Annotated in this window: 25 protein-coding genes; 13 read left to right on the plus strand and 12 right to left on the minus strand. The window is 72.1% G+C overall.

What is annotated here, in order from left to right:
• Window positions 1–37: 37 nt before the first annotated feature.
• The 6 genes from O7607_RS24140 to O7607_RS24165 all read right to left on the minus strand — a co-directional run bounded on the left by O7607_RS24140 (window position 38) and on the right by O7607_RS24165 (window position 5752).
• Entirely contained in the window at window positions 38–457 is a 420-nt protein-coding gene (locus tag O7607_RS24140; protein WP_194799006.1) for a GlcG/HbpS family heme-binding protein, read from the minus strand.
• 42 nt (window positions 458–499) lie between these two features.
• Window positions 500–1705, minus strand: coding sequence for a CaiB/BaiF CoA transferase family protein (locus tag O7607_RS24145; protein ID WP_269705481.1), 1206 nt, complete (start codon window positions 1703–1705; stop codon window positions 500–502).
• Between the two features lie 46 nt (window positions 1706–1751).
• Entirely contained in the window at window positions 1752–2771 is a 1020-nt protein-coding gene (locus O7607_RS24150; protein WP_269705482.1) for an ABC transporter permease, read from the minus strand.
• Window positions 2768–3694, minus strand: coding sequence for an ABC transporter permease (locus tag O7607_RS24155; protein WP_269705483.1), 927 nt, complete (start codon window positions 3692–3694; stop codon window positions 2768–2770). The genes O7607_RS24150 and O7607_RS24155 overlap by 4 nt, the downstream gene beginning before the upstream one ends.
• A gap of 61 nt (window positions 3695–3755) precedes the next feature.
• Window positions 3756–4862 carry a sugar ABC transporter substrate-binding protein gene (locus O7607_RS24160; protein ID WP_269705484.1) on the minus strand — a complete coding sequence of 369 codons (1107 nt, stop codon included), beginning with the start codon at window positions 4860–4862 and terminating at the stop codon, window positions 3756–3758.
• A 44-nt stretch (window positions 4863–4906) separates the two neighbouring features.
• Window positions 4907–5752, minus strand: a complete 846-nt coding sequence (locus O7607_RS24165) for an ATP-binding cassette domain-containing protein (protein ID WP_269705486.1) — start codon at window positions 5750–5752, stop codon at window positions 4907–4909.
• A 336-nt stretch (window positions 5753–6088) separates the two neighbouring features.
• On the opposite strand from O7607_RS24165, the gene O7607_RS24170 reads away from it, so the two are divergent.
• The 13 genes from O7607_RS24170 to O7607_RS24230 all read left to right on the plus strand — a co-directional run bounded on the left by O7607_RS24170 (window position 6089) and on the right by O7607_RS24230 (window position 17331).
• Window positions 6089–7198: an amidohydrolase family protein gene (locus O7607_RS24170; RefSeq protein ID WP_269705487.1), complete on the plus strand. Its 1110-nt coding sequence runs from the start codon at window positions 6089–6091 to the stop codon at window positions 7196–7198.
• Window positions 7195–7572 carry a metal-sulfur cluster assembly factor gene (locus O7607_RS24175; RefSeq protein ID WP_269705488.1) on the plus strand — a complete coding sequence of 126 codons (378 nt, stop codon included), beginning with the start codon at window positions 7195–7197 and terminating at the stop codon, window positions 7570–7572. The genes O7607_RS24170 and O7607_RS24175 overlap by 4 nt, the downstream gene beginning before the upstream one ends.
• Before the next feature lie 270 nt (window positions 7573–7842).
• Window positions 7843–9051, plus strand: coding sequence for a substrate-binding domain-containing protein (locus tag O7607_RS24180; RefSeq protein WP_269705489.1), 1209 nt, complete (start codon window positions 7843–7845; stop codon window positions 9049–9051).
• Window positions 9048–9824 carry an ATP-binding cassette domain-containing protein gene (locus tag O7607_RS24185; protein WP_269705490.1) on the plus strand — a complete coding sequence of 259 codons (777 nt, stop codon included), beginning with the start codon at window positions 9048–9050 and terminating at the stop codon, window positions 9822–9824. The genes O7607_RS24180 and O7607_RS24185 overlap by 4 nt, the downstream gene beginning before the upstream one ends.
• Complete coding sequence (locus O7607_RS24190; protein ID WP_269705491.1) at window positions 9821–10918, plus strand: ABC transporter permease; 1098 nt, start codon at window positions 9821–9823, stop codon at window positions 10916–10918. The genes O7607_RS24185 and O7607_RS24190 overlap by 4 nt, the downstream gene beginning before the upstream one ends.
• Window positions 10915–11955: an amidohydrolase family protein gene (locus O7607_RS24195; protein ID WP_151498808.1), complete on the plus strand. Its 1041-nt coding sequence runs from the start codon at window positions 10915–10917 to the stop codon at window positions 11953–11955. The genes O7607_RS24190 and O7607_RS24195 overlap by 4 nt, the downstream gene beginning before the upstream one ends.
• Window positions 11945–12244 carry a NifU family protein gene (locus O7607_RS24200; protein ID WP_269705492.1) on the plus strand — a complete coding sequence of 100 codons (300 nt, stop codon included), beginning with the start codon at window positions 11945–11947 and terminating at the stop codon, window positions 12242–12244. Before O7607_RS24195 ends, O7607_RS24200 begins: the two co-directional genes overlap by 11 nt.
• Entirely contained in the window at window positions 12241–13449 is a 1209-nt protein-coding gene (locus O7607_RS24205; protein WP_269705493.1) for a CaiB/BaiF CoA transferase family protein, read from the plus strand. Before O7607_RS24200 ends, O7607_RS24205 begins: the two co-directional genes overlap by 4 nt.
• Window positions 13450–13459: 10 nt before the next feature.
• Complete coding sequence (locus O7607_RS24210) at window positions 13460–13891, plus strand: GlcG/HbpS family heme-binding protein (protein ID WP_135240666.1); 432 nt, start codon at window positions 13460–13462, stop codon at window positions 13889–13891.
• Window positions 13888–14772, plus strand: a complete 885-nt coding sequence (locus O7607_RS24215; protein ID WP_269705494.1) for a hydroxymethylglutaryl-CoA lyase — start codon at window positions 13888–13890, stop codon at window positions 14770–14772. Before O7607_RS24210 ends, O7607_RS24215 begins: the two co-directional genes overlap by 4 nt.
• A complete protein-coding gene (locus O7607_RS24220; RefSeq protein ID WP_269705495.1) occupies window positions 14769–15920 on the plus strand; it encodes a CaiB/BaiF CoA transferase family protein in 1152 nt (383 codons plus the stop codon). Before O7607_RS24215 ends, O7607_RS24220 begins: the two co-directional genes overlap by 4 nt.
• Window positions 15917–16666, plus strand: a complete 750-nt coding sequence (locus tag O7607_RS24225) for an SDR family NAD(P)-dependent oxidoreductase (protein WP_269705496.1) — start codon at window positions 15917–15919, stop codon at window positions 16664–16666. The genes O7607_RS24220 and O7607_RS24225 overlap by 4 nt, the downstream gene beginning before the upstream one ends.
• A gap of 29 nt (window positions 16667–16695) precedes the next feature.
• Window positions 16696–17331, plus strand: a complete 636-nt coding sequence (locus tag O7607_RS24230; RefSeq protein WP_013286904.1) for a GntR family transcriptional regulator — start codon at window positions 16696–16698, stop codon at window positions 17329–17331.
• Between the two features lie 57 nt (window positions 17332–17388).
• Here the strand turns inward: O7607_RS24230 and O7607_RS24235 are convergent, their stop codons facing one another.
• From O7607_RS24235 to O7607_RS24260, 6 genes are read right to left on the minus strand one after another with little or no spacing between them, the layout of a single operon-like run.
• The gene (locus O7607_RS24235; RefSeq protein WP_269705497.1) at window positions 17389–18249 is read right to left on the minus strand and encodes an HpcH/HpaI aldolase/citrate lyase family protein; all 861 of its coding nucleotides are present in this window, start codon (window positions 18247–18249) and stop codon (window positions 17389–17391) included.
• Window positions 18250–18259: 10 nt separating this feature from the next.
• A complete protein-coding gene (locus tag O7607_RS24240; protein WP_269705498.1) occupies window positions 18260–19723 on the minus strand; it encodes a dihydroorotase in 1464 nt (487 codons plus the stop codon).
• A gap of 22 nt (window positions 19724–19745) precedes the next feature.
• Window positions 19746–21152: an MmgE/PrpD family protein gene (locus O7607_RS24245; protein WP_269705499.1), complete on the minus strand. Its 1407-nt coding sequence runs from the start codon at window positions 21150–21152 to the stop codon at window positions 19746–19748.
• Complete coding sequence (locus tag O7607_RS24250) at window positions 21145–21984, minus strand: cyclase family protein (protein ID WP_269705500.1); 840 nt, start codon at window positions 21982–21984, stop codon at window positions 21145–21147. The genes O7607_RS24245 and O7607_RS24250 overlap by 8 nt, the downstream gene beginning before the upstream one ends.
• Before the next feature lie 31 nt (window positions 21985–22015).
• Window positions 22016–23215, minus strand: a complete 1200-nt coding sequence (locus tag O7607_RS24255) for a CaiB/BaiF CoA transferase family protein (protein WP_252448003.1) — start codon at window positions 23213–23215, stop codon at window positions 22016–22018.
• Window positions 23208–24065, minus strand: coding sequence for an IclR family transcriptional regulator (locus O7607_RS24260; RefSeq protein ID WP_269705501.1), 858 nt, complete (start codon window positions 24063–24065; stop codon window positions 23208–23210). Before O7607_RS24260 ends, O7607_RS24255 begins: the two co-directional genes overlap by 8 nt.
• Window positions 24066–24087 lie beyond the last annotated feature (22 nt).

A 24087-nucleotide genomic window follows, 5' to 3' on the forward strand; every position in this document is an offset into this window, starting at 1 on the left:
GCCGCTGCGGCGGTCCCCCGGGCCCGGTGCCGGAGCATCAGGCCACGGCCTCCAGGCCGGCGCGCGCGACCTCCATGTCCTGCGTGTAGTGCCCGCCGCTGACCCCGATGCCGCCGATCACCGCGCCGTCGGCGGTGATCGGGTAGCCGCCGCCGAAGACGACGAGCCGGTCGATGCCGGTGGTCGCGCCGGTGGCCAGGGGCGCGTCGTCCTTGATGAAGTCGTACCAGCCGTCGGTGGGCATGCCGAAGCCCGCCGCCGTGTACGCCTTGTCCTGCGCGACCTGCACCGACAGCAGCGCGGCGCCGTCCATCCGGGCGAACGCCTTCAGCACGCCGCTCTCGTCGACGACGGCGATGACGCAGGGCAGCGTCATCTGCTCGGCCTTGGCGATCGCGGCGGCGAGGATCCGCTGGGCGGCGCCGATCGTGACCGACGTCTTGGTGAAGTTGTCCATGAGGGGGTTCCTTCCGTGGTGGTGGGTGGGGTGGGACAGGGCTCAGACGACGCCCGCGGCGCGCAGGCGGGAGATCTCGTCGCCGTCGAGCCCGGCGACGTCGCGGAGCACCTCGTCGGTGTGCTCGCCCAGCTCGGGCCCGACGCGGCGGATGCCGCCGGGCGTCGCGGTCAGCTTCGGCACGACGTTCTGCATCGGGAACTCGCCGAGGTCCGGGTGCTCCAGCCGGACGATCGCCTCCCGGGCGGCGAAGTGCGGGTCGGTGAGCATCTCCTTGGCGGTGTAGATCCGGCCGGCGGGGACACCGTGGCGGTGCAGCAGCTCCAGCAGCTCGTCCCCGGCGTACCCGGCGCACCACTTGGCGATCAGCTCGTCCAGTTCGCGCTGGTGCCGGCCGCGGCCGGTGTGGCCGGCGAACCGCGGGTCGGCGGCCAGTTCCGGTTGCGCCATCGCCTCGGCCAGCCGCCGGAACACGGTGTCCTGGTTGGCCGCGATCACGACCATGCCGCCGTCGGAGGCGACGTAGACGTTGCTCGGCGCGATGTTCGGCAGGATCGAGCCGGTGCGTTCCCGGATGTAGCCGCCGATCGCGTACTCCGGCACCAGCGACTCCATCAGCGCGAGCACCGACTCGTAGATGGCGCTGTCGACGATCTGGCCCCGGCCGGTCGCCTCGGCCACCCGCAGCGCGCCCATCGCGCCGACGGCGGCGAACGTGCCGGCCAGCGAGTCGCCGATGCTGATGCCGACCCGGCTGGGCAGCGAGTCGGGATCACCCGTGGTGTAGCGGATGCCGCCCATCGCCTCACCGATCGAGCCGTACCCGGCGCGTTCGGCGTACGGTCCGGACTGCCCGTACGCCGACACCCGTACGATCACCAGCCGCGGGTTGATGTCCCACAGCACGTCCGGGCCGACGCCCCAGCGCTCCAGCGTGCCGGGCCGGAAGTTCTCCACCAGGACGTCGGCCTCGGCGGCGAGCCGGCGGAGCACCTCCTGCCCCTCCGGGACGCGCAGGTTGAGGGTGACCGAGCGCTTGTTTCGCCCGAGCACCGGGAACCACAGCGACTTGCCGTACGGGCGCTCGCGTCCCCACTCGCGCATCGGGTCGCCCCGGCCCGGCTCCTCCAGTTTGATCACGTCGGCGCCGAGGTCGCCGAGGATCTGGCCGCAGAACGGCCCGGCCAGCAGGACCCCGGCTTCGATCACGCGCAAGCCGGACAGTGGGCCGCGGGCATAGTCGTTCATGTCGTCCCTGTTCTCTCGTCGGTCGTTCCGGTGGTGCGGGTGGAGGTCAGGCCGGCACGGTGTGCGGCCGGGCCTCCGGCTCGGGTTCCGGCGCCGGGGAGTGCCGCTGCGTACGCTGGCGGATCCAGCCGAGCGACACCGCGCCGAGCAGCGTGACGCCGAGCAGGATGTCGCCCAGCGGCAACGGCATGCCGCGCAGCCGGAAGATGTTCAGCACGATGCTCAGCGAGAGCAGGCTCAGGAACGCCGTGATCGGGTTCCCGTGCCCGCCGCCGGCCAGCCGGAACCCGGCGATCAGCAGCGCGCCGTAGACGTACAGTTCGGTGCCCTCGCCGAGGGTGACGGCCGAGGCGCCGGTGCGCATCACCTGGATGCAGCCGGCGACCGCCGCGGCGGTGCTGGTCAGCACGAACAGCGCCAGCTGGACCCGGCCGGCCCGGATGCCGGCGCGGGCGGCGACCACCTCGTCGCCGCCGGTGGCGCGCAGGTGGGTTCCCCAGCGGGACCGGCGGACCAGCGCGCCGCACACCAGGGCGAGCCCCAGCACCACCAGGACCGGCACCGGCAGCGGCCCGATCGTGGTCTTCAGCGCGGTGCTGAGTTCCGGGGTGTACGCGGCCACCGAGCTGCCGTCGCTGATCACCTTCGCCAGGCCGCGGGCGGCGACGAGCATGCCCAGCGTGGCGATCAGTGGCCAGACGCCGAACACCAGCGCGAGGCCGCCGTTCGTGAGTCCGGCCAGCAGCCCGGTGCCGAGCGCGGCGAGCACGCCGATCTGCCACGAGCCGGAGGCGGTGTAGACGGTGGCGTAGACGACCGCGCCGAGGCCGAGGACCGAGCCGACGCTGAGGTCGGCGACGCCGCCGGTCATCGCCAGGCTCGCCGCGAGCAGGACGATCGCCGGGGCGAGCATGTCGCCGAGCATGCTGGAGATGTTGGCGCGGGTGGCGAAGTCGGGCGCGAAGCTCAGCGCGGCGGTCACGGCGACCACGAACAGCAGCACGCTCGTGGTGGACGGGCGGCTGAGCAGGGTGGCCCATCCGGGCCGGGTACCCGTTGTCGTCATGGGGTGCTCCTGACGCTGTTGACGGCGAGCGCGACCGCGAGCACGACTCCCTCGACGACCGGCTGCCAGCTGGACGAGACCCCCCAGGTGACGATCGCCGTGGGCAGCGTGTTGAGCAGCAGCAGCGCGACGGCGACGCCGACGAAGCTGCCCCGGCCGCCGGTGAGCGCCATCCCGCCGAGCAGCAGGATCGAGATCACCCGGAACTCGGTGCCGGGGGTCAGCGTGGACTGGACGATGTCGCCCTGGGACGCGAGGACCAGCCCGGCGAGGCCGGCGATCAGGCCGCAGAACACCAGCGCGCCGGCCTGGATCCGGTCCGGCCGCAGGCCGCGCACGAGCGCGGCCTGCCGGTTGCCGCCGACCGCGACGAGGTGCCGGCCCAGGCGGGTCCGGCCGGCCACGAACGCGACGGCGGCGAGCAGCACCAGCATGATCCAGAAGACCCGCGGTACGCCGAACAGGTCGCCGGCGACGTGCCGGCGCAGGAAGCTGTCGCGCGGGATCGGCACGAACTCGATGAACAGCCGGGTGGTGCCGCTGACCAGGAACATCGTGCCGAGCGTGGCGACGATGGGGTGGATGCGCACGCGCACGATCAGCGCCGCGTTGACGACGCCGATCAGCGTGCCGAACACCAGCACCGCGACAAGCACCAGGGCGAACGACGCGCCGTCGGTCAGCAGCTGGGCGGCGATCAGCGCGGCGGCCACCGCCGTCACGCCGACGGACAGGTCGAACTCGGCGCCGCTGAGCATCACCAGGCTGACGCCGACGACCAGGATGCCGATGAACGCCATGTTGAAGGCCACGGCGATGACGGTCTGGTGGGACAGGAAGGCCGGCGACTTCACGGCGGTGGCCAGCACCAGCGCCACCCAGAGCGCGGCCAGGGCGAGTGTGGCGCCGTGGCGGCGGAGCACGGGAAGACCCGTGCTCCGCCGGACGGCTGCCTGCGGGGCAGACACGGACATGGTCAGGTGCTCACTTGCCGAGCCCGTACGTCTCGGTACCCGCGGGACAGTACTGCTCGGCGGCAGACTTGGCCGGGGCGTCCTTGGCGTAGAGCGCGTCGATCCGCTCCTTGAGCGGCGGGATGGACGACACGGCGTCCTTCGGGAACGCGCAGACCGGGTTGAACAGCGCGTTCGGGTCCTTCGGCGAGTCGACCACGGGGATCTTCTCGCCGCCGACCATCCGGTCGAGGATCGTGTAGATCTGCTTGGCGTAGCCCTCGTACCAGAACGCGGTCGAGCCGCCGAGTCCCGGCGTGTCGACCCCGAACAGCATGAGATCGGCGCCGAGGCCGTAGCCGTAGATCTCACCGGCGCGGCTGAGCTGCTCCGCGGCGTTGATGGTGCCGATGATCATGTTGTCGTTGCCGCCGAGCGCGAGGATCTTCTTCGCGTCGGGCTTGGAGACCAGGATGTCGCGGGCGACGCCCTGGGCACCGTCCGGCGTGGTCGGCGAGTTGCGCCGGGTGATGACGCCGTCGATGTCCGGGCACACCTCCTTGAGTCCCTTGAGGATGCCCTCGGTGCGCAGCAGCGCCACGTCACCGGACTCCTCGTTCTCCAGCACCGTCACGAGGTCCGGCTTGCAGTCCCACTTCTCCTTCGCGTACGTCCCGCCGGCCCGGCCGGACAGCCGTCCCGACTCGACGTTGTTGATCCCGAAGAAGTGCGCGCCCGGGTGGGCGATGTCGATCGCGATGACCGGGATCCCGGCCTTGTTGAAGATGTCCATGATCTGCGGCGCGACCTTGCCGTCACCCTGGAACTCCACCACGTGGGTGACGCCGCGGGAGACCATGGTCTCGGCGTTCGCCACCGCGGTCGGCCCGTCCCGGTCGTTGTTGAGCACGAGAATCTCCCACCCGCGCTTCTCGGCCTCCTTGCGCATGCCGACGTCGATGGCCCCCAGCACGGGGCTGGCCGGCTCGGCGAAGTTGGCGAACCCGATCCGGACCTCCTTGGCCTCCATGGCCTTGCCCTCCGTGGGGGCCGCCGGGGCCGCCCCCTCGGTGGAACATGCCGCCGTCATGCCCAGCGCGACGACGAGCGCGGCGCTCGCGAACGATCTGCGTCTCACTCTGATCCCTTCTCTCGGGCTTGCTTCGGCCGGTGCGGCCGGTGTCAGGACTCGGTCACCGGTGTGGCGGGCGCGGCACCGGTGATCAGGGCGACGATGTCGCCGGAGGACGCCTCGGCGGTGGTCAGCTCGCCGACGGTGCGTCCCTGTCGCATGACCGTGACCCGGTCGGCGACGCGGAAGACGTGTTCGAGGTTGTGCGAGATCATCAGCACCGCGATGTCCTGCTGCTTGAGCGCGGTGATGATCTCCAGGACGTGCCCGGACTCGGTGACGCCGAGCGCCGCGGTCGGCTCGTCGAGCATCACGATGTTGCGGCCCCACATGGTGGCCCGAGCGACGGCGAGCGCCTGGCGCTGTCCGCCGGACATCGAGGACACGTGCGAGGACAGCGAGGGCAGCCGGGCGCCGATGCGGTCGACGGCCTTCTGCGTCCGCTCCGCCATCGCGCGGCGGTCCACCAGGCGCAGCAGCCGGGACATCGGGCCGCGGCCCAGCGGTTCCCGGCCCAGGAAGACGTTCTCCGCCGCGCTCATCGAGTCGATCAGCGACAGGTCCTGGTAGACGGTCTCGATGCCGGCGTCGAGCGCGTCGGCGGGGCCGGCGAAGCGGCGGGGCGCGCCGTCGACCAGGATCTCGCCGCGATCCGGCGTGACCACGCCGGCGAGCGTCTTCACCAGCGTCGACTTGCCGGCGCCGTTGTCGCCCATCAGCGCCATGACCTCACCCCGTCGCAAGGTCAGTGACGCGTCGCGCAGGGCCCGTACGGCGCCGAAGCTGCGGGCGATGCCGCGCGCCTGCAGGACCGGTGTGGTGGTGGGGGGTGGGACGTCGTCCCGGCGGCGCTCGACGTCCCCGGGACGAGGGACTGCCGCTGCCTGCTCTGTCATGGCGAGAGAGTCAAGCAATGTATGCAATCACTGTCAAGGATTCGCGGCGAACCAATGGTTCCGGTGCTCGCCGCCGGGTCTCATTCGACCCGACGTGTCGAGAAAATCGGGAAAACCACGAGGTGGCGACGCCGGTCGTGGCGTGTGCCGACGGCTCGAGTGGACGACGAGGGCATCTTGACCGCTCCGATCTGCGCCCCTATGTTGTGTACATTCTCGGGCCGATGGTGGCCGCGATCACATACCGCGCACTGCCGCGACGGGCGGCCGGCGCGGTGACCGGCCGCGCCCGTCCACCGCTCGTCACGCTCCCGTCGACAGGAGAACGGAGTTGACATGATCAATGGGATGGTCGTGGTGGACGGTGTCGTCCACGGGTACGACTTCCGGCCCGCGAACCGGGCGCCGCACTGCTCCCAGGCCGCGTACGACGGCATGGTGAACGCGCTGTACCGCATCGGCCACACCTCGGTCGAGTCGCCGGCGCCCGGCTACCTGATGACGCGGGACGAGTTCACCGCCGGCTGGACCGCCGAGGAGCTGGCGGACATCGTGTTCGTGGAGAGCGCCGTCGACGTGATGATCTACCACGGCGTGGAGATCGACGGCTTCTTCGACGGCGGCGCCTCGCCGTACGAGCTGGGCCGCGAGCTGAAGCGGCGGTACCCGGACCGGGTGCTGCTGTTCGCGCCGGTGGACCCGCTGCGCGGCCCCGCCGAGCTGGACCTGATGCAGCAGCGCGCCGAAGAGGACGACATCGACGGGTTCAAGTTCTATCCGACCAACGGGCTGATCGACCCGGAGGTGAACTCCTCGAAGCTGATGCTGCTGGACGACTGCGAGCTGGCGTTCCCCTACCTGCAGAAGGCGCTCGACCTCGGCGTCCGGCACATCGGCGCGCACAAGGCGGTGCCGGCCGGAGCCGGTCCGCGGGTGCTCAACCACGTCGACGACGTGACCTGCGCGGCGATCGCCTTCCCGGACCTGACGTTCGAGGTGGTGCACAGCGGCTGGGCGTTCCTGGAGGACTGCGCGCTGCAACTGCGGACGCACCCGAACATCTGGGCGACCATCGAGTCGGTGTCGAACATGATCGTGCGCAAGCCGCGCCGGTTCGCCGAGATCGTCGGCATGCTCATGATGCACGGCGGTACGGATCGCATCATGTTCGCCACCGGCGTGCCGTCCGCGCACCCGCAGCCGATCATCGAGGCGCTGACGACGTTCGAGATGCCCCGGGACCTGGTCGAGGGGTGGGGCTTCCCCGAGTTCACCCCGGACGTGCTCGCCAAGCTGATGGGCGGCAACGCGCTGCGCCTGCACGGCCTGGACGAGAGCGCGGCGCGCGCGGCGGTGGCGGGTGACGACCTGGCCCGGCGCCGCGAGGACTACCTCGCGCACGCGCCCCGCCCGTGGGCACTCCACCGGGAACGGCTGGCGGCATGAGCGGCGCGGACCCGGTCGCCGCCGACCTGCGGTCACGCCTGCTGACCGCGTGCAACACCGTGTACGACCCCTGCGGGCTGGGCGTCGGCCGGCGGGTGGGCATCGTCGACATGGGGCTGGTACGCGACGTGCGGGCGTACCGCGAGCCGGACGGCCGGCTGCGGGTGACACTCGACCTGATCACCACCGGTCCGTTCTGCATGTACACGCCGTTCTTCGAGCAGAGCGTGCGCCGGGAGATCGGACGGGTGGCGCCGGAGGTCGACGACGTCGAGGTCGAGTGGGGCGACAGCACCGACTGGTCCGAGGCGCTGATGACCGAGCACGGCCGCGCGATCCTGCGCATCGGGCGTTCCGCAGCACCCGTCCGCTGACGCGTACCCCGAGAGCTTCACGTCGGAAAAATACAATTTCTCCGCCCGGTCGGGGCGAACGCGCCTCCCTCGTGGGCTGGCGAAACGCTCGCCAACAGGGCTTATGTTTCGGCATTGTGAACTATTGACTGTCGATGTTGATCGTGTTGGACTGCGATTGCATGCAACCCGAAGCGCCCGTCACGCGCCGGGTTTGTTCTCGCCCCTCCCTGCGCCGACTCATCGACGTGCTTCTTTTCGACGCCTGCCACCCACCGAGGGAGTAGCACCGTGACACACACTTTCGGAGCCCGCCGGCTCCGCGCCGCCGCCGCCGCGTTCGGGGTGGCCGCCCTTCTGCTCACCACCGCCGCCTGCGGATCGGGTGAGGACAGCGCGGCCTCCGACACGCCCGCCGCGGTCAACGACGAGTACACCGAGATGGCCCGCAAGCTGATCGCCGCCGGCACCGGCGGGATGCTCTACTTCGAGGGCAAGGAAGCCGACATCACCCTCGACAAGATCAAAATCTACGAGGAGTGGTCCGGGCCGACGACCTCGGTGAAGCCGCCGGCGAACGGCAAGCTCAACATCATCGTCTGCAAGATCGGCACCTCCTGCGAGGAGGTCGGCAAGCGGGCCACCGCCATCGCCGAGAAGCTCGGCTGGAGCGCCGAGATCCTGGACGGCCAGGGCACCCCGGAGGGCTACCAGAAGGCACTGGCCACCGCCGCCGCCAACAAGCCTACCGCCGTCATCACCGTCGCCATCCCGGAGAACCAGGTCGCCGACGGCATCGCCGAGCTGCAGAAGGCGAAGATCCCGGTGGTGGGCGTCTCCGCCGTCGCCGAGGGCGGCGCGGTCGGCTACGACGCGCACGTGTCCAGCCGGGAGACGTTCCAGGCGGTGCTGGCCACGGCGAAGGCCGTCGCCGACTCCAACGGCAAGGCCAAAGTCGTCTTCCTCTGGGACGTCGGCTACCCGCACCTGGTCGAGGCGCTCAACGCCAGCAAGCGCGTGCTCGCCGGCTGCACCGGCTGCGAGCTGCTGGAGGTCCGCGAGCGCACGCTGGCGCAGGCGGTCGACCCGATCGAGATGCAGAACATCACCACCTCGCTGATCCAGAAGCACGGCGACAACCTGCAGTACATCCTCACGCCGTACGGCAACGGCGTGGAGTCCGTCATCGCCGCCATCCGGGCCGCCGGGCGCAACGACATCAAGGTGCTGTCCAAGAACGCCGAGCCGGAGCGGCTGGGCAGCGTGGCCGCCGGTGACCAGCTCGCCGACTTCGGCGCCATCCGCGGCTGGAACGCCTACGCCGCCATCGACCAGGTCGGCCGGCTCGCCGCCGGTCAGCCCGCGCTGCCCGACGCCGAGCAGGGCATCCCGGCCACCGTCTTCGACAAGTCGAACGCGCCCAAGGACGGCGCTGTCGACTGGAACAGCTACGTGAACTACGCCGAGCGCTACGAGAAGATGTGGAGCGAGGCCCGATGAGTGCCGCCCCGGTGCTGGAGGCGGTGGGCGTCAGCAAGTCCTACGGCCGGGTACGCGCCGTCACCGACGTCTCCTTCGACGTACGCCCGGGCGAGATCCTGGGCGTCGTCGGGGACAACGGCGCCGGCAAGTCCACGCTGATGAGCATGGTCAGCGGCGCGCTGGCGCCGGACTCCGGCCGCCTGCGGGTGGCCGGCCGGGACCTGACGCCGCACACCATCGGCGCGGCCCGTACCGCCGGAATCGAGATGATCTACCAGGACCTCGGGCTCTCCGACAACCTGAGCATCGTCGAGAACGTCTTCCTCGGCCGCGAGTGGACCGGCGGCGTACGCGGCCTGCCCGTGCTGCGCAAGCGGGCGATGCGCGAGCGCACCCGGGCGGTGCTGGAGGAGCTCGGCATCGACCTGCACGACATGAACGTGCTGGTCGAAGGGCTCTCCGGCGGGCAGCGGCAGATGGTCGCCATCGCCCGCGCGCTGGTCACCGAGAACGAGCCGCGCGTCATGGTGATGGACGAGCCGACGGCCGCGCTCGGCACCACCGAGTCCGACGGCGTCAACGCGCTGATCCGCCGGCTGCGCGACCGCGGCTACGCGGTCATCGTGATCAGCCACCGGATCCCGGAGATCCTGTCGATGGCCGACCGGCTGCTGGTGATGAAGGGCGGCCGCAACGTCTACCACGGCCCCACCGAGGGGCTCGACGTCGAGCGGTGCGTGCAGCTGATCGTCGCCGGCACGCTCGCCACGGCGGGGGAGGCGGTCCGATGACCGCCGCCACCACGAAGACGCCCCCGGGCGGCGGCCGCGCCGTCGTCAAGCAGAGCGCCGACCGGTCCCGTGCCGGGGCCGGGGAGCGCGCGGTCGAGGGGGTGAGCCGGTTCGGGCTGCTCGGCATGCTCGCCCTGGTGATCGCGGTCTTCTCCGTGCTCACCCCGGACACCTACTTCACCACCACGAACTTCCGGCTGATCCTGGTCAACCAGACCGTGACGGTGATCGTGGCGATGGCCGCCACGCTGCCGTTGCTGGCGCACTACCTGGACGCGTCGGTCGGCCCGATGCTGGGCCTGGCGCAGGGCGTGAGCATCTGGCTGATCGCGGTGCAGGGCGTACCGATCTGGCTGGCCCTGGTGGCGGTGCTCGCCGTCGGCGTCGCCGTGGGCCTGCTCAACAGCCTGCTGGTGCTGAAGTTCGGCATGAGTTCGATCATCGCGACCCTCGCCGTGGGCAGCCTGCTGATGGGTCTGCTCTACATGGTCACCGGTGGCCGGGTGCTGTACCAGAACGTGCCGCCGGCGTTCACCGAGATCGCCCGTGGCGACCTGGGCGGCATCCCGCTGCCGCTGATCTACCTCGTGGTGCTGGTGCTGGCGCTGGAGTTCATCGTCGTCTGGACACCGTTCGGGCAGCGGCTCTACGCGATGGACGGCAACCTGCGCGGCGCCGCCCGGGCCGGCATCGACGTCCGCAGCTACACCATCCGCGCGTTCGTCGGCGCGGCGGTGCTCGCCTCGCTCGCCGGGGTGCTGCTGGCCTCGCGGATCGGCTCGGCCCAGCCCACGGTCGGCGAGCAGTTCCTGCTGCCGGCCTTCGCCGCCGCCTTCCTCGGCGCCGCCGCGCTGCGACCCGGCCGGGTCAACATCCTCGGCACCGTGATCGCCGCGTACTTCATCACCTTCACCATCGCCGGCCTGCAACACCTCGGCGCCGCGACCTGGATCGAGCGCGTCTTCAACGGCCTCGCCGTCATCGCCGGCGTCTCGGTCGCCGCCTGGTCGGTACGGCGCCGCCGCCAGCTCGCGGTCCGGCACGTCGAACGCCTGGAGCACGACACCACCCCGAAGGGACGCCCCACCCCATGAAGAACGGCTTCTTCGTCCTCGACAACGCCATCCACATGTACAAGCTCACCGACGAGAACATCGACTTCAACCACGGCGGGAAGAAGTCGACGAACGCGCTCGTCGAGTACGCCCGCAAGTACTCCGCACCGGGCTACCCGTACGACGACATCTCCGGCCGCGAACTGTCCGTCGAGGACGCGTACCGGCTGATGTTCGAGGAGTCCGACACCGACATGGCGATGGCCCAGACGGTGCCCAGCCACGGCGGCTGGAAGCTGGGTTTCTCACCGGCGGAGAACAACTACAAGCTCAAGGAGGCGTACCCGGACCGGGTGCTGTTCTGCGGCGGCGTCGACCCGATCACCCACGGCCGCTACGGCGCGGTGACCGAGATGATCCGGCAGATCGAGGAGTGGGGCGCCACCAGCTTCAAGTTCTACCAGGCGCACTCCGGCGGCCTGTCCTGGAAGATCGACGACCGGCAGGTCGCGTACCCGCTGTGGGAGACCGCCCTGGAGCACGGCGTGACGAACGTGCAGTTCCACAAGGGGCTGGCGTTCAACACCCAGCACATCGCCGACCTGGCGCCGTACGACCTGGAACGCGCGGCGCAGGACTTCCCCGAGATGACGTTCATCGTGCACCACCTCGGTGAGCCGTTCATCAACGAGACGATCAACATCGCCGCCCGGTACGAGAACATCCACCTCGCGCTCACCGCCTGGATCAACCAGTACCCGGTCGCGCCCCGCGCCGCGCTGCACGCCATCGGCAAGTGCCTGCTGCACGTCGGCCCGGACCGGCTGCTGTGGGGCTCCGAGGCGTTCGTCTGGCCGAAGGTGCAGGCGTACATCGACCTGTTCGCCGAGATGCAGATGCCGGAGGACCTCCAGGACGGCTACGGCTACCCGGAGCTGACCGACGAGATCAAGGAGAAGATCTTCGGCCTGAACTTCGCCCGGGTGCTCGGCATCGACGTGAAGGCCAAGAAGAAGGAGCTGTACGGCAAGAGCGGCAAGAAGTCCGCGAAGAAGGGCCGCAAGGATGGGCGCTGACAAGACGGCGAAGGCCGCCGACCGCGCGCTCGACGGCAAGGTACGCCAGCTCGTCGAGGCGCACGGCGGCGGCGTCACCGTCGACGTGGACGCCGACGGCGACGCCCGGGTGACGTTCCACGGCCGCTGCGCGGCCTGCCCGTCGGCGCCGGTCACCATGGGCTCGCTGGTCCGCCCGGCGCTGCTGAAGATCGAGGGCATCCGCTCGGTGACCCGGGCGGGCGCGGTCTCCCGCTTCGCCGAGGCGCGCATCGAGAAGATGTTCGGACTGTCGGAGCCGGCCGGATGACCGGCGCCTTTCCCGACGGGCCGCTGACCGGCGTACGCGTGGTGGAGGCCGGCGTGCTGCTGGCCGGACCGTTCTGCGCGCAGCTGCTCGGTGACTTCGGCGCCGAGGTGATCAAGGTCGAGCAGCCGGACGGCGGCGACCCGATGCGGCAGTGGGGGCGGGAGAAGCCGCACGGCAAGTCGCTGTGGTTCCCGGTGGTGGCCCGCAACAAGAAGTCGGTCACCTGCAACCTGCGGGTGCCGGAGGGGCAGCAGCTCATGCGCGACCTGCTCGCCGGCGCCGACGTGTTCGTGGAGAACTTCCGCCCGGGCACGCTGGAACGCTGGGGGCTCGCGCCGGAGGAGCTGCACCGGATCAACCCGCGGCTGGTCGTCGTGCGGGTCACCGCGTTCGGGCAGGACGGCCCGTACGCGTCCCGCGCCGGCTACGGCTCGATCGGCGAGGCGATGGGCGGGATCCGGCACGTCACCGGCGACCCGTCCACGCCGCCGAGCCGCATCGGCGTCAGCCTCGGCGACTCGCTGGCCGGCACGTTCGCCGCGCTCGGCGCCATGATGGCGTTGCGGGTGGCGGGCAGCACCGGCCAGGGCCAGGTGGTGGACAGCGCAATCTACGAGTCGGTGCTGGCGCTGATGGAGTCGCTGGTGCCGGAGTACGCGCTCACCGGCTACGTCAGGGAGCGGACCGGCTCGATCCTGCCCAACGTGGCACCGAGCAACGCGTACCCGACGCGCGACGGCGCCACCGTCCTGATCGCCGCGAACCAGGACACGGTGTTCCGCCGCCTGGCGGCGGCGATGGGCCGCCCGGACCTGGCCGACGACCCCCGGTACGCCACCCACGCCGCCCGCGGCGCGCACCAGGCCGAACTCGACGACCTGATCGCGGCGTGGACCGTCACGTTCGAGCCGGCCGCGCTGCTGCGGCTGCTGCATCTGAGCGGCGTACCGGCCGGGTCGGTCTACACCGCCCGGGAGATGCTGGCCGACGAGCACTTCGCCGCGCGCGAGGCGATCGTCGAACTCGACCACCCGGAGATGGGCGCGTTCCCGATGCAGAACGTCGCGCCCCGGCTGTCCCGCACCCCGGGCCGGCTGCGTTCGGTGGGCCCCCGGCTGGGCGAGCACACCGACGAGGTCCTGCGCCAGGTCCTGTGCCTGGCCGACGACCGGATCACCGAACTGCGCGCCGCCGGCGCGATCTGAGGAGGCAGTCATGGCGAAGAACCCGCACGTGGTGAAGAAGCGCTCGATCTCCGCGCCGGCCGCGCGGGCGATGGTGGCCGCCGCCGTCGCCCGCGCCGAGGAGATGGGCTTCGCGGTCACCGTCGCGGTGTGCGACGAGAGCGGCGTGCTCAAGGCGTACGAGCGGATGGACGGCGCGCCGCTGGTGAGCGTCCAGCTGGCGCAGGACAAGGCGTACACGGCCGTCGGTTTCGGCCTCAGCAGCGACGGCTGGTACGACTTCATCAAGGACGACGGCCCGCTGGCCATGGGCGCCCCGCCCGCGATCGACCGGCTGGTGACCTTCGGCGGTGGCTATCCGGTGAAGGTCGACGACGTGCTGGTCGGCGGCATCGGGGTCAGCGGCGGCCACTACACGCAGGACATGGAGGTCGCGCAGGCCGGACTGAAGGCGCTGTCTTGAACGTCGAGATCGTCGAGGTCGGCCCCCGGGACGGCCTGCAGAACCACCCGGCGGAGCTGACCACCGGGCAGAAGGCCGAACTGGTACGCCGGGCGGTCGCGGCGGGAAGCCGGCGGGTCGAGGTGACGAGCTTCGTCAACCCGGCGAAGGTGCCGAAGCTCGCCGACGCCGACGCGCTGATGGCACTGGTCCGTGACGAGCCGGGCCTGGCCGCGATCGGCCTGGTGATGAACGGGCGCGGACTGGACCGGGCGGTCGCCGCAGGCGTCACCGAGGTCAACTTCGTGGTGGTCGCCACCGACACGTTCTGCCGGCGCAACCAGGGCACGACCACCGCGGAGGCGGTCGCGGAGGTGCGGCGGCTGCTGCCCCGGGCCCGGGAACAGGGGCTGCGCGCGTCGGTCACGGTCGGGGCCGCGTTCGGCTGCCCGTTCGAGGGGGAGACGCCGCCGGAGCGCGTGCTGCGCGTCGTCGACGACCTGGCACCGGTGGCGCCGGACGAGGTGGCGCTCGCCGACACCATCGGCGTGGCCGTGCCGTCCCAGGTGGAGCGGCTGTTCACGGCCGTGCGCGAGCGCACCGGCGCGAGCCTGCGCGGGCACTTCCACAACACCCGCAACCTGGGCCTGGCCAACGTCCTGGCCGCCGTCGGGGCCGGGGCGCGGGCGATCGACGCCAGCGTCGGCGGCATCGGCGGCTGCCCGTTCGCGCCGGCCGCCACCGGCAACGTGGCCACCGAAGACGTGGTGTACGCGCTGGAACGCTCCGGGACCCGGACCGGGGTGTCGCAGGAGGCGGCCATCGGCAACGCCAGGTGGCTGGGCGAGGTGTTCGGCGCCGAGCTGCCGGGCATGCTGAGCCGGGCCGGTGGGTTCCCGTGACCGGGCCGCTGGCCGGACTGCGGGTGCTGGACCTGACCAGCACGTTCTCCGGTCCGTACTGCACGCTGATGCTGGCCGACCTGGGCGCCGAGGTGATCAAGGTGGAGCCGCCGGGCGGCGACATCGCCCGCCAGCTCGGCGCCGCCCGCACCCCCGGCATGGCGGCGGTGTTCCTCAACATGAACCGGGGCAAGAAGAGCGTCCTGCTGGACCTCAAGGCGCCCGCCGACCGGGCCGCGTTCGACCGGCTCGTCCCGACGGTGGACGTGCTGGTGCACAACATGCGCCCGGCCGCCGTGGCCCGGCTCGCGCTCACCTACGACGACGTACGCGCGCTGCACCCGGCGATCGTCTACTGTGCGATCCCGGGGTTCCGGAGCACCGGCCGGCACGCCGACCGGCCCGCGTACGACGACGTGATCCAGGGCGCCTCCGGGATCGCCCGGCTGCAGAGCGTCAACCAGGACCAGCCCGGGTACGTCGTCACCCCGCTCGCCGACAAGATCACCGGACTCACCGCGTCCACCGCCGTGCTCGCCGCGTTGCGGCACCGCGACGCCACCGGCGAGGGGCAGCGCGTCGAGGTGCCGATGTTCGACACGATGGTCGCCTTCGGCCTGCTCGAACAGCTCGACGGCTGGACGTTCGACCCGCCCACCGGGCCGCCGCTCTACCCGCGTACCGCCGCGCCGAACCGCCGTCCGTACGCCACCGCCGACGGGCACCTGTGCGTGCTGATCTACACCGGCCGGCAGTGGGAACGGTTCCTCACCCTGGTCGGGCGCGCCGACCTGCTGCGCCACCCCGACTACGACACCGTCGGCAAGCGGATCGCCAACGCCGACGGGCTCTACCGGGTGGTCGCCGACGTGCTGCGCGGGCGTACCACCGCCGAGTGGCTGGCGGAGCTGTCGGCGATCGACGTGCCGTGCGCGCCGCTGGCGGGCTACGAGGAGATCCTGCGCGAGGAGGAACGGGCCGAAACGGGTCTGGTGTCGATCGTCGAGCACCCGGTGGCCGGGCGGCTGCGCAGCATCGCCCCGCCGATCGTCATGTCGGCCTCGCCGCTGCCGGCCGGTCGGCTCGCGCCGACGCTCGGCGAGCACACCGACGAGGTGCTCGCCGGCACTGAGGGGAGCAGCGGATGAGGGGCAGGGTCGCCGTCGTCACCGGCGCCGGATCGGGGATCGGGCTCGCCGTCGCCCGGCGGCTGGCCGACGAGGGCGCCGAGGTGGTCTCCGCCGACCTGGACGTGTCCGCGTGCGTGGGCGTCCCGGTCACCGCCGACCTGGGCACCCCGGCCGGCGTCGCCGCCGTCGTGCGGGAGGTGACCAGCCGGTACGGCGGCGCGGACGTGCTCGTCAACAACGTGGCGCTCGCGCCGTACCGGGACGCCTTCACCGACATCGACGACGCGGCCTGGCAGCGCACCTGGGACGTCAACGTGATGTCCTGCGTGCGGCTGTGCCGCGCGCTCGTGCCGCTCATGGTCGAGCGGGGCGGCGGCAGCGTGGTCACCATCGGCTCCGAGGCGGCGCGGCACCCGAAGCCGCACATGCTCGACTACGCGGTCAGCAAGGCCGCGCTGCTCAGCCTCGCCAAGGGCCTGGCCCTGGAGTACGGCTCCCGGGGCGTGCGGGTGAACACCGTCGCGCCCGGCCCGACGCGGACCGCGACCATGGACGCCTACCTGGAGTCGGTCGCGCTCCGGCTGGGCATCGACGTCTCCGCCGCCGCCGACCACGTGGTGCACGAGCTGCGCCGGCTGCCGCTGGGCCGGATGAACGAGCCGGAGGACGTCGCCGAGGTGGTGCTGTTCCTCGCCGGGGACCGGGCCCGGCAGGTGACCGGTTCGGAGTACGCCGTCAACGGCGGTTCCACCGCGTCGATGTAGGTTCACCATCGGTGAACAGAGGGGGACGCATGGGCCGGGCCACGCAGTCGGCGTACGAGTCGATCAAGACGCGCATCCTCGGCGGGGCGTACGAGCCGGGGAAGAAGCTGTCCGAGGAGGATCTCGCCGCCGCGGTGGGGGTGAGCCGCACCCCCGTACGGGAGGCGCTGCGCCGGCTGCACGCCGAGGGCCTGGTGGACTGGGAGGCCAACCGGGGCGCCACCGTACCGGCCTGGCGCGAGCAGGACCTGGAGGAGATCTTCGAGCTGCGCGCCCTGCTGGAGGGGTACGGCGCCGAGCTGGCCGCGACCCGGATCACGCCGGAGGAGATCGCCCGGCTGCGCGAGCTGTGCGCCGAGATGGAGGGCTACGCGGCCGGTCAGCGGCGGGACCGGGCGGACCGGATCGCGGTCTGCAACGCGCAGTTCCACGAGATCATCCTGGGCGCCGGGCGGAACCGCCGGTTGAGCGCGCTGCTCGGGGCGGTGGTGCAGACGCCGCTGGTGAACCGCACGTTCCGCCGGTACGACGAGGCGGCGATGGCGCGCAGCATGTCGCACCACCGGGAGCTGATCGACGCGTTCGAGGCACGCGACCGGGCCTGGGCCGGCTCGGTGATGCGGGCGCACATCCTGGCCGCGCGCGCCACCCTCGGCACGCCCTGACCCACGCCGGGCCGGGACACGTCGTAACCCTCGACGGTCCCGGCCCGGCGGCACGGGTCATTCGGCGGACGCCTCGGCGCGGCGCACCACCTCGGTGGCGGCACGCACCACCGCCCGGTCCAGCAACCGCCCGTCGGCGTCGGTGGCCACCCCGGAGCCGCCACGTTCGGCCCGCTCCAGCGCCGCCAGCACGGCCCGGGCGGAGGCCACCTCCTCGGCGGTCGGGGTGAACACCTCGTTGATGGTCGCGACCTGCCCGGGGTGGATGGCGCTGCGGGCCCGGAAGCCCTGCCGCAGCAGCGCCCGGGTGGTCCGCTCCAGCCGTTCCGGGTCGCGCAGCGTCGTCTCCACCGGCCCCACCGCGGGGGCGATGCCGGCGGCCGCCGACGCGACGACGACCTGGGAGCGGATCGGGGCGAACTCCGCCCGGTCCGGCCCGGGCTGCAACCCCAGCTCACCGGCGAGGTCCGCCTCGCCGAGGCCGAGCCGCAGCACCCGGGGCGCTTCGGCCACCCGCGGCGCGGTGAGCACGCCCCGGGCGGTCTCGATCAGCGCCACCACCCGGAACGCCGGGGCGTCCGGACCGAGCCGCCGCTGTACCCGGGTCAGCGCGGCGTCGACCTCGGCGAGCAGCTCCGGCTCGGCCTTCGGCACCCACACCCCGGCCGCGGCGGGGGAGAGGACCTCGACGTCCGCCTCGACCTGGTCGCTGTTGATCCGCACCCACAGCTCGGGTGCGGACGGCGCGGCGGCGCCCAGGAACCCGGCGACCGTCTCCCGGGCCTGCGCCTTGCGGGCCGGCGTGACCGCGTCCTCCAGGTCGAGCACGAGCGCGTCCGCGCCCCGCCCGGCCGCCTTGTCCAGCAGGTCCGCCCGGTCGCCCGGCACGTACAGGTAACTGCGCGCCACCGCCGCCATGTCGTTCCCCCTACCGCTGCGGGCGGGCGAGGTAGCGGCCGGCCGGCTCGCCGGTGACCTTGCCGTCGACGAGCACGTGCTGCCCGCGGACGAAGGTGTCGGTGACCCGGGCGGTCAGCTCGAAGCCCTCGAACGGCGTGTACTCCTGCGTCGACTCGGAGTCCTCCGCGCGCACCGTCCAGGTCGAGTTCGGGTCGACCAGGCAGATGTCGGCGTCGTAGCCCTGCAGCAGCGCGCCCTTGTTGCGCAGGCCGAAGCGCTGCGCCGGGTTCCACGAGGTCAGCTCCGCCACCCGCTGGTACGACAGACCGCGCCGGTTGCCCTCGGTGACCAGGCCGGGCAGCAGATACTCGGCGCCGCCGAAGCCGGACTTGGCGACGAAGATGTCGTCGCGCGGCTCACCGAACTTGACCTCGTCCTTGCAGCAGGCGTGGTCGCTGACCACCCAGTCGATCTTGCCGTCCAGGACGTACCCCCAGAGCGCCTCGACGTCGGCGCGCGGGCGCAGCGGCGGGTTGACCTTGCCGCCAAGGCCGTGCGCGGTGTCGATGTCGGCCACCAGGTGACCGATGGTCACCTCGCGACGGAAGTCGATGTGCGGGAACGCCCGCGCCATCCGCAGCGCCGCGTCGACAGCCTTCTCCGAGGTCAGGTGCAGCAGGTTGATCTTCGGCAGCCCGGTCTCGTGCGCCAGGTACGACGCGATCGACACGGCCAGTCCCTCGGAGTGCGGCGGCCGCGACGCGTGGTACGCCTCCAGCCCGCGCAGCGTGCCGTCCTGCTCGACCTGCTTGGTGTACGCGCTCATGATCTCGGCGGTCTCGCAGTGCAGCGACAGCGAGATCTCGTCGGCCAGCTCGGGGAAACGCTCCCGGGCCGCCTGGACGCCGCGCATCACGAACTCGAAGTGGGCGTAGTCGTACCGCTCGCCCTCCGGGATCATCAGGAACGAGTTCTGGTCGGTGGACCGGCCGTGCAGGCCGTGGCTGCCGTAGAACATGAAGATCTTGAACGAGGTGACCCCGTGCTCCTCCACCAGCGACGGCACCTCACCGATGTGCTCCCGCGACATCGGCGCCAGGTGGAAGCCGTAGTCGATGTAGGAGCGGCCCTCGGTCGCGGCCAGCACCTCGGGGAAGAAGTCCGCGTAGCGGCCACCGCGGTTGAGGTAGTACTGCCCGGTGCGCATGTAGTTCAGCGCCGTGGTGACGCCGCCCTGCACCGACGCGCGGCTCTCCGAGGCGGCGTCCTCGCTCAGCGGGTTGTAGATGCCCCAGTGCTGGTGGGCGTCGACCACGCCGGGGAAGGCGAGCCGGCCGCCGCCGTCGACGACCTGGGCGGCCTCCGCCCGGTCGATCTGCGGGGCGACGCGGCTGATCCGCCCGTCGGTGACGCCGATCTCCATCAGCTCGGGTTCGGGCCGGTCGTGCCGGACCACGCGGACGTTCGTCAGCAGCAGGTCGTAGGTGCTCATGGTGTTGCTCCTCGTGCTCGGTTCAGCGGCGGTTGATCAGGCCCATCAGGCCGTGGACGTCGGGGGCCCGGTCCAGCCGGTGGACCTCCTCGGTGATGCGGTCGGCGGTCGCCTCCGGCAGGGCGGCGGCGTTGGTGCGGAACTTGACCGCCAGTTCGGCGTCGCTGAGCGGACGCTGCGGCCCGCCCCGGTTGGCGAGCACCTCCTGCACCCATTCCCGCCCGTCGCGGGTGACCACCCGCAGCACGGCCGGGAACTGGTGCGGGAAGATCGCGTCGCACCGCTCGTCGCCCACCACGTCGACGCGCGCCATCAGCTCCCGCCGCTGCGGGTCGTGTGCCAGGGCGTCGGTGAAGTCGGCGAGGTCCACGCCGAGACCGCCGCCGCCGATCAGGCCGGCGACGACCGCGTACGGGCCGCTGAACTGCGCCTCGTAACCGGTCTGCGGTGCGCGCTTGCGCTCGATGGGCTGGCCGATGGTGCGTACCGTCGGCGTCGGCACGCCGAGCGTGATCGACTCGATCTTGTCCAGCGGCAGCCCGCGCTCGCGCAGCGCGATCGCCGCGTCGATGGCCGCGTGGGTGAAGTGGTTCGCCGGGTACGGCTTGAAGAAGATGCCCGGTACGGCCCAGTCGGTGCCGAGCCCGCGGACGATCTCGTCGCCGTCGAACTCGCCGCGCAGGAACGCCTGGAAGAAGCCGAAGCGCCCCTCCAGCACGGTCGGCGGCCCGGTCACGCCGTGCCGGGCCAGCTGCGCGGCGCTGACCGCCGCGTGCGCGGCCCAGCCGCAGTGGATCCGCTTGACCGTGCCGCCGTTGCGGTTGGACTCGATCAGCCCGGCTGCCATCGAGGCGGACACCCCGAGCGCGTCGAGCGCGCCGTCGGCGTCCAGCTTCAGCAGCCGGGCCGCGGCGACCGCGCCGCCGAGCGTGCCGCAGATCGAGGTGGCGTGCTGCCCGTGCTCGAAGAAGACGGAGTTGCCGGCGGCCGGGTCGTAGCCGGCCATGCCGAGCCGGACGCACACCTCCAGCCCGACGGCGATGGCCGCGACGGTCTCCTGCCCGGACGCCCCGGACGCCTCGGCGGCGGCCAGCGCGGCCGGCACCACCGACGCGCTGGGGTGCAGCACCGACGGCAGGTGCGTGTCGTCGTAGTCGAGCGAGTGCGCCAGCACGCCGTTGGCGAACGCGGCCAGCGCCGCCGGCGCCTTCTCGTCCAGGCCGACGACGGTTGCCTGGCCCCGGCCGCCCTGTTCGGCGACGTAGGCGAGGGCCGCCTGGCTGGTCGGCAGCGGCCGGGCCGCCACGCAGAGCCCGAGCACGTCCAGGACGCGGGCCCGGACGCTGGCGACCACCGCGTCGGGCAGCGTCTCGGCGGCGGTGTCGGCGGCGAAGGCGGCCAGGTGGCGACCCAGTGTCGGTTCAGCCACGGCTGATCACCGCCAGCGGGCGCACCGGGGAGCCGGTGGCGCCGTACAGCGGCAGCGGCGCCATCACGAAGGTGAACTCGTGCACCCCGTCGCGGGCCAGCTCCTCCAGCGCCATCGTCTCGATCAGGTAGATGCCGTGCTCCACCAGCAGGATCCGGTGCGCCGGCAGCGAGCTGTGGCCCTTGCCCGGGTGCAGGCACTCGAAGGCGATGGTGTCCGCGCCGGCGGCGTGCACCTGACGCTGCGCCAGCCAGGTCGCGCCGTCCGCGCCGACCCCCGGTACGCCGGAGTCCTTGCCGATGTACTGGTTGCGGTCCTCGTGGTCGAACAGCCGGCCCCACCCGCTGCGGATGAGCACCACGTCGCCGGCGCCCACCGGCGTGCCCTGCCGGGACTCCGCGGCGTCCAGGTCGGCCGGGGTGATCTCGTAACCGGGCTCGCAGGCCTCCACGCCCAGCGCGGCGGGCACGTCCAGCAGCACGCCCCGGCGGACCATCGGCGCGACGGTGTGCACGCCCAGCTCGTCGAACCGGCCGCCGACCTGCGCTTCGGCGGCGTCGGCGCCGCCGTGCAGCCGGCCGTCCTGGGAGACGTGCGCGAGCGCGTCGACGTGCGTGCCGACGTGCGTGCCCATCACCAGCAGGTCGTTGGCGGCGGAGCCGCCGTCGGCGCGCACCATGTCGCCGTGGCGGCGGGGCAGGGTGAGCCCGAACGCCGGGTGGTTCGGCGACTGCGGCATGCCGACGGTCAGCCGCCGGCCCAGGTCGTAGATCGTGACACCGGCCTGCACGGCGTCGAGCAGGCGGTCGGCGGTTCTGGCAGTGGTGCCCACGGGGTTCCTCGCGTTTCGGCTGTCGGCGTCGTCAGGCGACGACGCCACGGGCTTTCAGGTCGGCGATCTCGGCCGGGTCGCAGCCGAGTTCCTCGACGAGCAGGGCGTCGGTGTCGGCGCCGGGGGAGCGGCCGGTGAACCGGATCCGGCCCGGCGTCTCCGACATCCGCCACATGACGTTGTGCATCCGCATCGGGCCGAGGTCCGGATCGTCGACCGTGGTGATCATCTCGGTGGCCTGGACGTGCGGGTCCTCGACGATGTCCTTGGCGCTGTAGACCGGTGCGACGGCGGCGCCGGCCTCGGCGAACGCCGCGGCCACCTCGTCGCGGGTCCGCTCGGCGATCCACGACCCCACGTACTCGTCGAGCAGGTCCGCGTGCGCCACCCGGCCGACACCGGTACGGAACCACGGCTCGTCGATCACCTCGGGGTGGCCCACCAGCCGCAGCACCCGCTCGGCGATGGCCTGGGCGCTGGTGGAGATGGCCACCCACGACCCGTCCTTGGTCTGGTACGTGTTGCGCGGCGCGTTGTTCGTCGAGCGGTTGCCCTGCCGCTGCTCCACCACGCCGAGCTGGTCGTAGACAGTGGGACCGGGACCGACAGCGGTCATGATCGGCTCAAGCAGGCTCATGTCGACGACCTGGCCCCGGCCGCCGGAGCGCTCCCGGTGCCACAGCGCCATCATCACCGCCGACGAGGTGGCGATGCCGCAGATGCTGTCGGCCAGCCCGAACGCGGGCAGCGTGGGCGGGCCGTCGGCCGTACCGGTCAGGTGGGCGAACCCGCTCATCGCCTCGGCCAGCGTGCCGAACCCGGCGCGGGAGGCGTACGGGCCGGTCTGCCCGAAGCCGGTGATCCGGGCGATCACCAGACCGGGGTTGACCCGGTGCAGTTCCTCCGGGCCGACGCCCCAGCGCTCCAGCGTGCCCGGCCGGAAGTTCTCCACCAGCACGTCGGCGCGCTCGGCCAGCCGCAGCAGCAGCGCCGCGCCCTCCGGCGCGGACAGGTTCAGCCCGACCAGCCGCTTGTTGCGGGAGATCTCCTTCCACCACAGGGGATGGCCGTCCTTGGCCTTGCCGTGGCCGCGCATGCTGTCACCCATGGTCGGGTGCTCGATCTTGATCACGTCGGCGCCGTAGTCGCCGAGGATCTGACAGCACAGCGGCCCGGCGAGGATCGTCGAGACGTCCAGCACCCGCAGGCCCGTCAGCGGTCCGTCACTCACCTGTTCCACCTCCCCAGTTCTGTTCCTGACCCGTCCGGCCGGCGACACGCTGCGCCGGCGGCCGGAAACCCAGTTCGGCGGAGATCTCCGCCGCCGCCGCGGCGACCAGTGCCCCGTGCGCCGCGCACACCTCCGGGGTGAACCGGTTCTGCGGCCCGCACAGCGAGATCGAGCCGAAGACCTGCCCGGTCGCGTAGCGCACCGGAGCGGCCACGCTTCCCGCGCCGTTCTGCCGTTCGCCCATGCTCACCGCGTACCCCTGGCGCCGGACCCGGCCCAGTTCGGCCCGCAGCTTCGCGGTGGAGGTGATCGTGACCGGGGTGATCGCGTCCAGCGGATGGTGGCCGAGGTAGTCGTCGACCTCGGCGTCCGGCAGCGCCGCCAGGATCGCCTTCGACGACGACCCGGAGTGCAGCGGGTGGCTGGTGCCCAGGGACACCGACATCCGGACCTCGTGCGGCGAGAGCACCTGGTCGATGTAGACGCGCGACCAGCCCTGCCGTACCGACAACGTGGCGGTCTCGCCGCTGTCGCGGACCAGCCGGACCAGGTACCGGCGCGCGATGTCCGGCACGTCCAGGGCGCGCAGCGCGGCCAGGCCCACGGCGAGCGCGCCGGTGCCGAGCCGGTACCGCTTGGTCTCCTCGTTGAAGGTGAGGAAGTTGTCGGCCACCAGTTCCTTGAGGATCCGGTGCGCGACCGCCTTCGGCAGACCCAGTTCCCGCGCGATCGTCGACACGCCGAGGGTCTCCGGGGCCCGTTCGGCGATGATGTTGACGATGTCGAGGGCGCGTCCCAGACCGGAGCGGGTCCGGCCGGCGGTGCTCTCGACAACCGCTGTCGTGATCATCTCTCATCCTCCACAGTCGACG

The organism is Micromonospora sp. WMMA1949 (assembly GCF_027460145.1).
Taxonomy (GTDB): domain Bacteria; phylum Actinomycetota; class Actinomycetes; order Mycobacteriales; family Micromonosporaceae; genus Micromonospora.